The organism is Xanthobacter nonsaccharivorans (assembly GCF_043194755.2).
Taxonomy (GTDB): Bacteria; Pseudomonadota; Alphaproteobacteria; order Rhizobiales; family Xanthobacteraceae; genus Xanthobacter; species Xanthobacter autotrophicus_G.
Genome location: NZ_CM195526.1, coordinates 3,747,892 through 3,759,983, shown reverse-complemented (window position 1 = coordinate 3,759,983; position 12,092 = coordinate 3,747,892). Strand labels below are relative to the sequence as shown.

12 protein-coding genes are annotated in these 12,092 nt (G+C 69.7%); 4 read left to right on the top strand and 8 right to left on the bottom strand.

Annotation, left to right across the window (positions count from 1 at the left end):
• Positions 1 to 106 precede the first annotated feature (106 nt).
• Positions 107 to 415 carry a hypothetical protein gene (locus V5F59_RS17225; RefSeq protein ID WP_393976431.1) on the bottom strand — a complete coding sequence of 103 codons (309 nt, stop codon included), beginning with the start codon at positions 413 to 415 and terminating at the stop codon, positions 107 to 109.
• A 175-nt stretch (positions 416 to 590) separates the two neighbouring features.
• Here V5F59_RS17225 and V5F59_RS17220 point away from each other — a divergent pair, with 175 nt between their 5' ends.
• The 3 genes from V5F59_RS17220 to V5F59_RS17210 all read left to right on the top strand — a co-directional run bounded on the left by V5F59_RS17220 (position 591) and on the right by V5F59_RS17210 (position 4,214).
• Positions 591 to 1,304 (top strand): response regulator, encoded by a 714-nt coding sequence (locus V5F59_RS17220; protein ID WP_393977058.1) that lies wholly within the window; start codon positions 591 to 593, stop codon positions 1,302 to 1,304.
• Positions 1,288 to 2,679, top strand: a complete 1,392-nt coding sequence (locus V5F59_RS17215) for a sensor histidine kinase (protein WP_393976430.1) — start codon at positions 1,288 to 1,290, stop codon at positions 2,677 to 2,679. The genes V5F59_RS17220 and V5F59_RS17215 overlap by 17 nt, the downstream gene beginning before the upstream one ends.
• Before the next feature lie 95 nt (positions 2,680 to 2,774).
• The gene (locus tag V5F59_RS17210; protein WP_393976429.1) at positions 2,775 to 4,214 is read left to right on the top strand and encodes a DUF1254 domain-containing protein; all 1,440 of its coding nucleotides are present in this window, start codon (positions 2,775 to 2,777) and stop codon (positions 4,212 to 4,214) included.
• Between the two features lie 61 nt (positions 4,215 to 4,275).
• Here the strand turns inward: V5F59_RS17210 and V5F59_RS17205 are convergent, their stop codons facing one another.
• The 4 genes from V5F59_RS17205 to V5F59_RS17190 are packed head-to-tail and all read right to left on the bottom strand — an operon-like array spanning position 4,276 to position 8,095.
• Entirely contained in the window at positions 4,276 to 5,628 is a 1,353-nt protein-coding gene (locus V5F59_RS17205; protein WP_393976428.1) for an amidase, read from the bottom strand.
• A 29-nt stretch (positions 5,629 to 5,657) separates the two neighbouring features.
• Complete coding sequence (locus tag V5F59_RS17200) at positions 5,658 to 6,038, bottom strand: cupin domain-containing protein (protein ID WP_393976427.1); 381 nt, start codon at positions 6,036 to 6,038, stop codon at positions 5,658 to 5,660.
• Positions 6,039 to 6,083: 45 nt separating this feature from the next.
• Positions 6,084 to 7,568 (bottom strand): 4-hydroxyphenylacetate 3-hydroxylase family protein, encoded by a 1,485-nt coding sequence (locus tag V5F59_RS17195; RefSeq protein WP_393976426.1) that lies wholly within the window; start codon positions 7,566 to 7,568, stop codon positions 6,084 to 6,086.
• A gap of 20 nt (positions 7,569 to 7,588) precedes the next feature.
• Positions 7,589 to 8,095, bottom strand: coding sequence for a flavin reductase family protein (locus tag V5F59_RS17190; RefSeq protein WP_393976425.1), 507 nt, complete (start codon positions 8,093 to 8,095; stop codon positions 7,589 to 7,591).
• Between the two features lie 280 nt (positions 8,096 to 8,375).
• Between V5F59_RS17190 and V5F59_RS17185 the strand changes: the two genes are divergently transcribed.
• Positions 8,376 to 8,930 carry a MarR family winged helix-turn-helix transcriptional regulator gene (locus V5F59_RS17185; RefSeq protein WP_393976424.1) on the top strand — a complete coding sequence of 185 codons (555 nt, stop codon included), beginning with the start codon at positions 8,376 to 8,378 and terminating at the stop codon, positions 8,928 to 8,930.
• A gap of 8 nt (positions 8,931 to 8,938) precedes the next feature.
• Here V5F59_RS17185 and V5F59_RS17180 read toward each other — a convergent pair whose 3' ends face one another.
• The 3 genes from V5F59_RS17180 to V5F59_RS17170 are packed head-to-tail and all read right to left on the bottom strand — an operon-like array spanning position 8,939 to position 12,057.
• Positions 8,939 to 9,694, bottom strand: a complete 756-nt coding sequence (locus V5F59_RS17180) for an ABC transporter ATP-binding protein (protein ID WP_393976423.1) — start codon at positions 9,692 to 9,694, stop codon at positions 8,939 to 8,941.
• On the bottom strand, positions 9,691 to 10,836 hold the full coding sequence (locus tag V5F59_RS17175) for an ABC transporter permease (RefSeq protein WP_393976422.1): 1,146 nt from the start codon (positions 10,834 to 10,836) through the stop codon (positions 9,691 to 9,693). Before V5F59_RS17175 ends, V5F59_RS17180 begins: the two co-directional genes overlap by 4 nt.
• 21 nt (positions 10,837 to 10,857) lie before the next feature.
• Positions 10,858 to 12,057 (bottom strand): efflux RND transporter periplasmic adaptor subunit, encoded by a 1,200-nt coding sequence (locus tag V5F59_RS17170; RefSeq protein ID WP_393976421.1) that lies wholly within the window; start codon positions 12,055 to 12,057, stop codon positions 10,858 to 10,860.
• Positions 12,058 to 12,092 lie beyond the last annotated feature (35 nt).

Sequence of the window (12,092 nt, the reverse complement as noted above, 5' to 3'; positions counted from 1 at the left end):
GTGCCGTCGCAGTGCCGCCCTGAGTGGGGGCCGGGTCGCGGCTTCTGGGCGGCTCGCCGCGACCCGGCCCGCCGGGCCCCCTGGGGGGCGGCCCGGAGCGGGATGGTCAGTAGCGCGTCACCGTGCCGGAGCGGTTCACGCTGTTGCCGTTCGGGCCGGTGGTGGTGCGGTTGTAATTGTAGGTGCCGGGCGCCGTGCGGGTGACGCTGCCGGACCGCGAGACCGTGCCGCCATAGGGGCCCGTGGTGGTGGCGCCGCGGCTGCAGGTGCCGCCTGCGCAGGCGCCGGCCGCCTGGGTGTTGTAGATGCCGCGCGCGGTGGTGGTGGAGGAGGACCGCGTCCAGGCGGCGGCCTGGGTGGCGGCGGCGAGGGAAAGGACCCCCGCGAGCGAAAGGGCGAGGGCGGTGCGGTTCATTCTGCGGCTCCGTCGAAGGGCGCGTCGGCCCGTTGCGATGGGAGGAGCTTCGCCGCGGCCCTTTGCACCGCGTTTGCGCCGGGGTGAGAAGGTGTAACGTTTTGTTACGGCAAGCCGGTACGCCATTGATGGGGGCGTGCGGCTCCGCGACACTTAGCGCATGACATCTCCGGCCATGGCGCAGCGCACCCTTCTCCTCGTCGAGGACGACCGCGAAATCCGCTCCCTTCTCTCTGACTTCCTGTCGCGGGAGGGCTATGGCGTGCTCGCCGCCGAGGATGGCGTCGCCATGGACCGCCTGCTCGCCACCACCCGGCCCGACCTCGTGGTGCTGGACCTGATGTTGCCGGGAGAGGATGGCTTGTCCATCTGCCGGCGGCTGCGGGCACGGGGCGGCCTGCCCATCCTCATGCTCACTGCCAAGGGGGACGACGTGGATCGCATCGTCGGCCTGGAGATGGGGGCGGACGATTATCTGCCGAAGCCCTTCAACCCGCGGGAGCTGCTGGCGCGCATCCGCGCCGTGCTGCGGCGGGCGGAGGGGGCGCTGGCGCAGGCGCCAGTGGTCCGGCGCGTCGCCTTCGCCGGCTTCGTGGCGGACCTCGACGCGCGCAACGTGGGCCTCGTGGACGGCGCGCCGCTGGACCTCACGTCCGCGGAGTTCGACCTGCTCGCCTGCTTCCTGGAGCGGCCGAAGCGGGTGCTCTCCCGTGACCAGCTGCTCGACTGGACGCGCGGGCGCACGGCCGACCCCTTCGACCGCACCATCGACGTGTCGGTGAGCCGGCTGCGACGCAAGCTGGTCGCCGTGTCGGAGGAGGCGGCCAGCCTCATCAAGACCGTGCGCAACGGCGGCTACCTCTTCAGCGCCGATGTCCGCACCCTCTGAGGCTCCAGCCCCCGGCGCGCGGCCGCTCCGGCGCTTCGGCATCGCCGCGCGCCTCGCCCTCATCGTGATCGGCGCGCTGGTGGCGGTGCAGGTGCTGATGCTCGCCGCCTACATCACCGAGCGCCAGCGCGCCGCGCCCCTCGGCCCCTTCGTGCCCATGCTCCAGCGGATCGCGGCGCTGGCCCAGCTCATGGACCATCTCACGCCCGAGCAGCGGACCCTGGCGCTGAAGGCGGCGAGCGCGCCCGGCTTCTCGCCGGGCTATGTGACCGCGCGGCCGCAGATCGACACCCCGCGCCTCCTCGCCTTCGCCGCGCGCCGGGTGCGCCAGCTCACGGACGGTCCGGCGGACCGTTATGTGGCGCTGGCCCTCATCGGCGCCGAGCGGCGTGGCGGCGCGGCCATCGAGCGCCTTTCCGACCTGCGCGGGGCGCGGCTTCGCGTGGCAGTGGGGCTCGCGGACGGTGGCTATCTGGAAGTGCTGGCGGGCGGCGACCTCGCCGTGCGGCTGCTCGGCGTCCCGGTGGGGCTGATCGCCGGCATCCTCGGCTTCCTGGTGGCGGCCGCGGCGCTGCTCCTGGTGCTGCGGGAGACGCGGCCCCTCTCCGACCTCGCCGAGGCGGTGGACCGGTTCGGCGCCCGGCTGGAGCCGCTCCAGGTGCGCGAGCGGGGCGCGACCGACGTGAAGGCGGTCATCCGCGCAGTGAACGCCATGCAGGCGCGCATCGCCGAGCTGGTGCGCATGCGCACGCTGGTGCTGGGCGCCATCAGCCACGATTTGCGCACCTATCTCACCCGGCTGCGGCTGCGGCTGGAGCTGATGCCCGCCTCCGGGCAGGTGGCCAAGGCCGAGGCGGACCTCGCCGGCATGCAGGCGCTGGTGGACGATGCGCTCGCCTTCGCCCGCGCCTCCTTCACGCCGGCCTCGGGCGAGCGGGTGGACCTCGCGGCGCTGGCGCTGGCGGAGGCGGAGGCGCGGCGCGCGGAAGGCGGCAGGGTGAGCCTGTCCGGCGCCGATGCCCCGCTCCAGGTGGAGGGCGCGCGGGGCACGCTCGCACGGGTGCTGGCGAACCTCGTGGGCAACGCGCTCGCCTACGGGGGCTGTGCCGACATCACCCTCGATGACCTGGGCGACCGGGTGGCGCTGAAGGTGGAGGACCGCGGCCCCGGCATTCCCGTCGCCGAGCGCGCCAGCGTGTTCGAGCCCTTCTACCGGGTGGAGCCCTCGCGCAACCGCGACAGCGGCGGGGCCGGGCTCGGCCTCACCATCGTGCGGCAGATCGTGGAGGGCCACCGCGGCACCGTCGCCATATCCGACCGGGCCGGCGGCGGCGCCTGCCTCACCGTCATCCTGCCGAAAGCCGCGGAGAGCTGACGAACGGGCGCCAGGGATGCCGCCTTCGGCCGCACGCGGTTGCATTTTCACCGCCCGAAGCTAAGGCTTCGCGAAAACCGGTGGAGGTGCGTTCCATGCTGACCAAACGTGACCTGTTGCGCACCGCCGCGCTCGGCGCCGCGGCCCTTCCGCTTCTTCCCGCGCGCGCCGCCTTGGCGCAGCACACCGCCCAGAGGCCGGGCTTCTTCCGCGCCAGGGACATCGCCGAGGCGGGCTATATCTACGGCCTGCCGCTCGTGATGAACTATGGTGTGATGTATGAATACATCATCGACAAGAATTCCGGACAGTACAAGGCGCCCTTCAATTCCATCTACAACGAGGCCCGCGTCTTCACTTGGCAGGATACGAGCGTCATTTCGCCCAACAGCGACACGCCCTATTCCCTGTGCTGGCTGGACCTGCGCGCGGAGCCGATGGTCGTCTCCGTGCCGGAGGTGGACCCGAAGCGCTACTATTCGGTGCAGCTGTGCGACGGCAACACCTTCATCTACGGCTATATCGGCAGCCGGGCGACAGGCAACGGCGCCGGCGACTATCTCGTGGTGGGGCCGCACTGGACCGGCGCGACGCCCCCCGGGATCAGCCGCGTGTTCCGGTGCGGCACCCAGTTCGGCCTCGCCATCTTCCGCACCCAGCTGTTCGATGCGGCCGACCTCGACAACGTGAAGAAGGTGCAGGCCGGCTACAAGGTACAGTCGCTCTCCGCCTACTTGAAGGCGCCGGCCCCATCGTCGCCGGGGCCGGTGGATTTTCCGCAGTTCTCCAAGGACCGCGCGAAGACCGATTTCTTCGAGTATCTCGACTTCGCCCTCACCTTCGCCCCGCCGCTGCCGGAGGAGCTGTGGATCCGCGAGCAGCTGGCCCGCATCGGCATCGGCCCGGGGCGGACCTTCAACTTCCGTGACCTGTCGCTGGAGGACAAGGCGGAGGTGCTGCTGGGCCTCGTGGAGGGCAAGCGCAAGGTGGACGAGGCCGTCGCCTCCATCGGCAAGGACATCAATGGATGGCGGGTCGGCTCGTCCTTCGGCGACGCCGCCTTCTACCACGGCGACTGGCTGCTGCGCGCCGCCGCCGCCCAGGCCGGCATCTACGGCAACGCGGCGGAGGAGGCCATGTATCCCATGGCCCATGTCGACGGGACCGGCGCGGCTCTGGACGCCTCCAGGAAGAACTACACCGTGACTTTCGCCGCCGACCAGCTACCGCCGGTGAACGCCTTCTGGTCGGTCACCATGTATGACGGCAAGACGCAGCTGCTCATCAGGAATCCCATCGACCGCTACCTGATCAACTCGCCCATGCTGCCGGGCCTGAAGCGCAATGCGGACGGCTCGCTCACCCTCCACATCCGGAAGGATGCGCCCGGCGGGGACGCGAACGCCAACTGGCTGCCGGCGCCGGACGGCACCTTCTCTCTCATCATGCGCCTCTACTGGCCGAAGACCACGCCCCCTTCCATCCTGCCCCCCGGAGCGGGCAGCTGGAGCCCGCCCGGCATCGTGGCGGCCTGAGCCCGCAAACGGGATCGGCGGCCACTGGCCACCGATCCTGCCCGGGCCGGGGACGCTTGCCTCAACCGGCGAGCGCCGCCTCAACGCCAGCGGCGATGGCGAAGAGCGAGGCGTCGGTGCCCGGCGCGCCGGCCAGCATCAGCCCCACCGGCGCGCCGCCGGAGGCGGCGATGGGCAGGGAGATGGCGCAGCCGTCGATCATGTTGATCAGCGTCGGATTGCGCAGGGCCAGGAGGTTGGCGCGGCCATAGGCGTCGTCGTCGGTGGCGAGGTCGGCGATCCGCGGCGGCAGGATGGCGGCGGTGGGCATCACCAGCGCGTCGAACGGTGCGAGCTGCGCCGTCGCCCGCGCCACCAGGGCGCGGCGGGCGGCCACCAGCTCCACATAGTCGGCGGCGGACTGCTCCGTCCCGCGCCGGATGCGCACCGAGACGCGGGGATCATAGGCCTCGAACCTCTCCGCCAGCAGGCGCCGGTGGACGGCATAGCTCTCGGCCGCCGAGAAGCCGCCCTTGGCATTGATGGCCGCCACATCGCCGAATGCGGGGAAGGGGGCCGAGGTGATGCGCGCGCCGGCCTGGGCGAGGCGCTCCACCGCCGCCTCGAAGGCCGCGGCCACGACGGGGTCGAGCCCATCGAGCGCCACCGTCGTGGGCACCAGGAGGCGCTGGCCCGCGACCGGGCGCACCTCGAGCGGGGCCGGCTCGGCGCCGGAGAGAATGGCGTCCACGCTGGCGCAGCAGGCGACCGAGCGACCGAGTGGGCCGATGGAATCAAGGGTGGAGGAGAGGGGGAAGGCCCCTTCACGGGGCACCCGCCGGGCGGTGGGCTTGTAGCCGACGATGCCGCAGAAGGCCGCCGGGATGCGGCAGGAGCCGCCGGTGTCGGTGCCCAGCGCCAGATGCGCCATGCCGTCCGCCACCGCTACCGCGCCGCCGGAGGTGGAGCCGCCGGACACGCGCGGCGACAACCCCCGCTCGAAGGGGGCGGCGGGATTGCCATAGTGCGGGTTCATGCCAAGGCCGGAATAGGCGAACTCGGTCATGGCGTTGCGGCCGACGACCACGAACCCCGCCCGCCTCAGGCGCGCCACGGCGGGGGCGTCCGCCTTCGCCGGGGCGTGGTCCTTCAGCACGACGGAGCCGGCGGTGGTGACCTCGCCGGCCATGTCGAACAGGTCCTTGATGCCCACCGGAATGCCGGCGAAGGGCGAGGGCGCGGCCCCCGCCTTGCGCAGGGCGTCCTGCGCCTCCGCCGCGACAAGCGCCGCCTCCCGGTTCACCGCGACGAAGGCGCGCGCGCCTTCCCCCGCGGGGTCCGCGATGCGGGCGAGGCATTCTTCCACCAGCGCCCGCGCCGTGGTGCGCCCGGAGGCGAGGTCATCGGCGAGGGCGGCGAGGGTCGGCTTTTCCATGGCGGGGCGTCCGGGGCAAAGAGGAGGAATCAGGCTGGATCGAAATAATGGATTTCGAACAGGATGCAGCCCTTTTCCGACTTGAAGGGGCCATGGAACGCGCCCGGCGGGCGCACCGCATAGGTGAAGGGCTGGAAGTTCTCGCCGCCCTCGCCCTTCTCGTCATTGCCCACCGTGAGGTCGCCGGAGACGAGGAACACCTCCTCCCAGTATTCGTGCACGAAGGGCGCGGTGGTGAAGACGCCGGGATCGAACTTCAGGAGGCGCGAGCGGGAGCCCTTCTTGTTCGCCTCGTCCAGCGAGCCGGACAGGATCTTCTGCTTGATGCCTTCCGGATAGCCCGGAGGCACCTCCCATCCGGTGGAAAGATCGAGGGTGTGGAACTCGTCGTGCAGCTTGTTGATGGCCATGTGGGGCAGTCCTCAGGGAAGGAACGGTTTGCTTTTAGGGGAGGGTCACTCGGCGGCGCGGGCGACGGCGGGGGCCACCTCGTCGGCGAGGGAATAGGAGGAGAGCATCATGTCGAGCAGGCGGTCGGCGCCCGCCCAGTCGTAGGTGCGGAAGGAGTGGCCCTTCACCACGAAGCTCGCCCCCGCATAGAACATCTCGTACTGCGTGTGGCGGGAGGCGAATTCCGAGCCCACCGCGTCCCAGGCGAGCTTGTAGAACTTCACCTTTTCTTCCGCGCTGGCGGCGGGGGACTGCTGGGTCTTGGCGATGAGGGCGGCGAGCTCCGGGTTCTCGTAGTCATGCACGGAAGAGGGCAGCATGATCATGCCGCCGCCGGCCAGCTCGCGCAGGGTCGAGATGAACTTGCCGTAGAGCTGCTGGGCGAGCGTCTGCGCCGCGTAGAGGGTATGGCGGTCGGGCACGAAATAGGGGCCGTAATAACTGCCCTTCGCCTCCATGGCGGCAACGAAGGCGTCGACCATGGCAGCCTCGGCGGCCAGTTGGCCGAGAGTCTCGCGTACCTGCGGGAAGTTGGTGGTGCCGTTGATCTCGGTGGTGCGCCGGGCAATGGCGAGGAGGAACTTCAGCTTCACCGAAAGGCGGATCTGCGCCTGGTAGTTCTGGTAGACGTGGGCGGGCGTGGCGTGGAACTGCCTGCCGGTCATGGCGATGTCTCGGGCGACGAAGATGCGGTCCCACGGAACCTTCACGTCGTCGAAGTAGAGAACCGCGTCATTCTCGTCGAAGCGGCTGGCCAGCGGATTGTCGAACACGGAGGGCGCGCCCGCCTCGTAGGACTTGCGGGAGAGGATCTTCAGCCCCTTCGTGTTCATGGGGATGGCGAAGGAGAGGGCGTAGGGCTCCTCGCCCTTCTGCAGTGGCTGGATGCAGGTGACGAACACCTCGTTGGCCATGATGCCGCCGGTGGCGAGCATCTTGGCGCCGCGCACGGTGATGCCCGAGGTGTCCTCGTCCACGATGGCGGCGGACAGGAAGGGATCGGCCTGCTCCGCGGCGTTCTTCGAGCGGTCGGCCTGCGGGTTGATGATGACGTAGGTGAGGTAGAGGTCGTTGTCGCGGGCGTAGGTGTAGTAATCGGCGAGCGCCCGGGCGCGGGCGGGATCGTAGAGCTCGAACTGGTCGAGGCCCATGTACATGCCGGAGATGCACGAGGCGACGTGGTCCGGCGCGCGGCCGAGGAAGCCGCCGTGCAGCTCGGTCCAGGCCTCGAGGCCGCGGCGGCGGATCTTCAGGTCCTCATAGCTCTTCGGCAGCTGCCAGATGCGGTTGGCGCGCGTGCCGGTCTCGGTCTCGAAGGTCATCAGCTCGCGGTTTTCCGGCGCGCTGTGGAAGTCGAACATGCGGCCCACCGAGGCCACCGCCCGGCGGTAGGCGGGGTGGGTGGTGGCGTCGGCGACCAACGCGCCGTCGAGGAAGATCTGGCGGCCGTCCCTCAGGCTCGCGGTGTGCTCGGCTCCGGTCTTGATCATGGCTTGTCCTCTGGATTTCTTTAGTGTGCGTGCGCGGCGAGGCTGCGGTAGCGGCCGGCGTGGAAGATCAGCGGGTGGGCGCCCTCCTCGGCCCGGTGGGCGAGGACGCGGGCGATGAAAATCTCGTGGTCGCCGCCGTCATGGATGGCATGGGGCACGCATTCGAGATGGGCGGCCGCGCCGGCGATCAGCGGGGCGCCATGGGCGCCTGTGAGGCGTTCCACGCCGGTCCATTTCTCGCCCATGGCGCGGGCGAAGCGGTTCGACAATTCCTGCTGGTCCTGGGCCAGCACGGAGATGCCAAAGGCCCGCGCTGTCTTCAGCGCAGGCAGCGAAAGGGCCGAACGCGCGACGGAAAACAGCACCAGCGGCGGATCGAGCGAGACCGAGTTGAAGGAACTCATGGTCATGCCCACGGGGGTTCCATCCGCCGCCTCGGCGGCGACGATGGCGACCCCCGTTGCGAAAGCACCGAGAGTGCGACGGAAGGCGTGTGGATCAAAGGGGTCGGCTGCACGCGGCGACATGGGGCAATGTCCTAGAGCAGGGTCCGATCGGACTGCACCGCAATCTGATCGGACAACGCGTTCTCTTTCTTCACGTTTGCAGGGTGGTCACCGATCCGTCCGGTTCGCTCGGATCGCGCCCCCAAGCCAATTAGCTTTGTAACAAAGCTATTATGACGAGGTGATAGACGTCAAGGCCCCGGAGAGGTTAAAAGTAAGGCAGCCTTGCTTTCCAGCGACCGTGCCCCCGGGAGAGCTGCAGCCAATGTCGTCGCCGAAGTCTGCCAAAGCCAAGAGGCCCGTGCCCTTGACCGCCTCCCGTCCCGCCCTTCTCGTCGACGGCTCGGATCTCGAGTTCCGTGACCTCGTGCACGACATGCTGGCGTTCGCGGCGGCCATCCAGGAGGTGCGCAACCGGCTCGGTGCGCTCATCGGCCTTTCCGGCACCCAGTACACGCTTCTCACCTCCATCGCCCGGCTCACCAGCCGCACGCCGGAGCTGGGCGTGAACACGCTGGCCGAGCACCTGCACCTGTCGGGCGCGTTCGTGACCATAGAGGTGAACAAGCTGGTGGCAGCGGGCCTCGTCACCAAGGCCCCCAATCCGGATGACCGCCGCCGCGTGGTTCTGGCCGTGACGGAGGAAGCCGAGCGGCGCCTGAGCGAGATGACGCAGGTTCAGGTGCCCGCCAACGACACCCTGTTCGAGCCGCTCTCCACTCACGAGTTCAGGATGCTGCGGGCGATCATCGCCAAGCTCGCGGGCACGGGCGAGCGCACGCTGCGCCTCATCGACTACCTCGCGCCCAACGGCACCCTGGAGGAAATGGAGCGGCGCTTGCCGCCGACGGTATGAGGCGCGCCCTATAACTCCAGCCGCGCCTTGAGGGCGCCGCCGGGGCGGGTGGAGACCATGCGGCCGTCGCTCATCTCCACGATGCGGTCGAAGATGTCGGACCAGCGCGGGTCGTGGGTCACCACGCACACCGCCACGCGCCGCTCGTCGGCGAGGGTGCGGAACACCTCCATCACCTGCCGGCCGCGCCCGCCGTCGAGGGCCGCGGTGGGCTCGTCGGCCAGCAGCAGCACCGGATCATTGGCCAGCGCCCGCGCGATGGACACGCGCTGCTGCTCGCCGCCCGACAGCTGGGACGGGTAGTTGTCCTCCCGGTGGTCGAGGCCGAACTGGGCGAGCAGCTCCCGCGCCCTCGCCCGCGCCGCCTTCGGCCTTATGTCGTTGATCTCCAGCGCGATCTGCACATTCTCGATGGCCGTGAGGAAAGGGATGAGATTCGCCTTCTGGAAGATGAAGCCCACATGGGTGCGGCGGAAGTCGCGCAGGCTGTTGAGGTGGGTGTGGGCATGGGCGATGGGCTGGTCGCGGAAGTGCACCGATCCGGTGGAGGGCGGCTCCAGCAGGCCGGCAATCATCAGGAAGGTGGTCTTGCCCGATCCGGACGGGCCGACGATGCCGGTGAGCTCGCCGGCGCGCAGCGCCAGCGTCATGTCGGTGAGGGCATGGACGGCGTTGGCGCCCGACAGGTAGGTCTTCGAGGCGTCGCGCACCTCCATCACCACCTGGCTCGGCCAGAATTGCCGGGAGATGCTGAGATCGCTCACGCCAGCACCTCCTGCGCCCGCACCTTCATGGCCCGGCGGATGGCGAACCAGCTTGCGCCCAGCGCGATGACGATGAGCGAGAAGCCGATGCCCGCGAGGTCCTCCGGTAGCAGCAGCACCGTGCGCGGGAAATTGGGATAGAGCGTGAAGGAGATGGCCAGCGCCACCGCGAAGCCCAGCACCGCGATCCACAGCGCCTGCTGCACGATGAGCCCGATGATCACCCGGTCCCGCGCGCCGATGAGCTTCAGGAGCGCGATCTGGTGGATCTTCTCCAGCGTCAGCATGTAGATGGTGAGCGCGATGATGGAGCCCGCCACCAGCAGCGTCATGGCGGTGAAGGCGAGGATCTGCACCCTGAGGCGCCACAGCCGCCCGTCGAGCAGCATGGCGCGCTCCTCCTCCTTGGTGAGCACCTCCACGTCGCCCCAGGCCTTGATCTGCTCCTTCACCAGCAGCGGGTCCGCATTGGGCTTCAGCTCCACCATCACGGCTGCGAGCGCGCCGCCGTCGCCGAGGCCCATGCGCGAACGGCCCCTGGCGAGGCGGTTCAGCAGCACGGCTTCCGAGGGCAGCACCCGGTTGATGGCCTGGGCGTCGGGGATGGTGACGAAGAACATGCCGTCGCCGCTCATGTCCACCTGTCCCTTGGTGAGGCCCACCACGGCATAGTCGTCATGGCCGAGGCGGATCATGTCCCCCACCAGGAGGCCGGTGGTCTGGTCGGCGATGGCCTCGTAGCGGGTGGAGCGGAACAGCCGCCCGTCGATGAGGGGGATCCAGCTGCCGGTGTCCTTGGGATAGTCGATGGCGGTCACGGCGAGGCGCACGCTCTTGCCGTCGATCTGGTATTGCTGGTTGTACTGGATGAAGCGCCGGGTGGTCTCCACCCCCGGCACGCCCTCCACCCGCCGGTCGAGGCTCGCCGGCACCGCAGAGCTCTCGGCGAACGGGCCGGAGCGCCCGCCCTCCACCACCCAGAGGTCGGCGCCGATGTCGTTGATGATCAGCAGCGCCTCGTGGACGATGCCGCGGTAGAGGCCGATCATGCCCATGGTGGCGCCCAGCAGCAGCCCGATGCCCACCGCCGTCAAAGCGAAGCGCAGCATCGAAAAGCGCATGTCCTTGAGGGCGATGTTCATGCCCTGCGCCTCATCCCGCCGTCACTGGACCCGGATGCCGGGGGTCACGGGCTCGAAAGGGTAGCGCCCCGCTGGTGCCAGCACCAGGTCGCCCGCCGTCAGCCCGCGCGTCACCTCGATGTTGTTGCCGCTGACATAGCCGAGGGCGACCGGCCGCCACACCGCGCGACCGTGCTCCGCAAGCCACACGCCGGGTCGCCCGTCGCGCCGGGTCACGAGGATTTCCGGCACGCCGATGGCGAGGGCGGGGGATTGCGCCTCCACCGCCACGTTAGCGCGCTGGCCCATGGCCCAGCTCTCGGGCAGGGCATCGAGGGTGATGTCGGCGGTGAATTCGCGTGTCTCCTGATCCACCTGGCGCGACAGGCGCAGCACGCGGCCGGTCCACAGGCGGGAGGGATCGGCGGCGAAGCGGATGCGCGCCGGCTGGCCGACCTTGATGGAGGCGCGGGCGGATTCGTCGAACCGCGCCGAGACGATGATGGTGGAGAGTTCCACCACCTGCATCAGGTTCGCGCCGGGCAGCAGCAGGTCGCCAGGATTGCGCTCGCGGGAGATGACCACGCCGTCGAGGGGGGCGGAGATGGTGGCCTCGCCGAGGCGGGCCTCCAGTACCTTCACATTGGCCTGCTTGGCGAGCAATTGCGCCTTCGCCCGGTCGATGCCGGCCTCGGCGCGGGCGAGGTCCGCCTCGGCCTGGCGGAAATTGGCTTCCGCGGTGGTCAGCTCCGCCGGGGATATGGCGTTGGTGCGGGCAAGGGTGGTGCGCCGCTCCAGCTCGATCTTCACCTTTTCGTAGCCGGCCAGAACCCGGGCCCGGTCGCTCTCCGCCTCCCCGATGCCGCGCGCGGCGGCGGTGGCTTCCGCCTCGGCGGCGGCAAGCTGGTTCAGCAGGTCCACGGATTCGAGCCGCGCCAGCACCTGTCCCTTGCGCACCTGGTCGTTGCGGTCCACCTCGATCGCCTTCAGGAAGCCTTGGATGCGGCTGGTGATGACCACGCGGTTGATGGCGTCGAGCAGTCCCGGACCGTTGATCTCGAGGCTCATCAGGCGGGGGCGCACCTCGTATGCCTCCGCCTTTCGGGGCAGGATGTACCAATAGAATGCCGCCCCGCCCCCGACGATCAGCGCGAGCATGAGGATGGTGAAGCGGCGCCATCCCGCATTGGTGTGGTGTGCGTGTGCGGCCTTTGCGACCGGTGGAAGGGGCTGCGGCTTCATGGCCGCCGTCCCCGTCGGCAGGCGGGGCGGCGGTC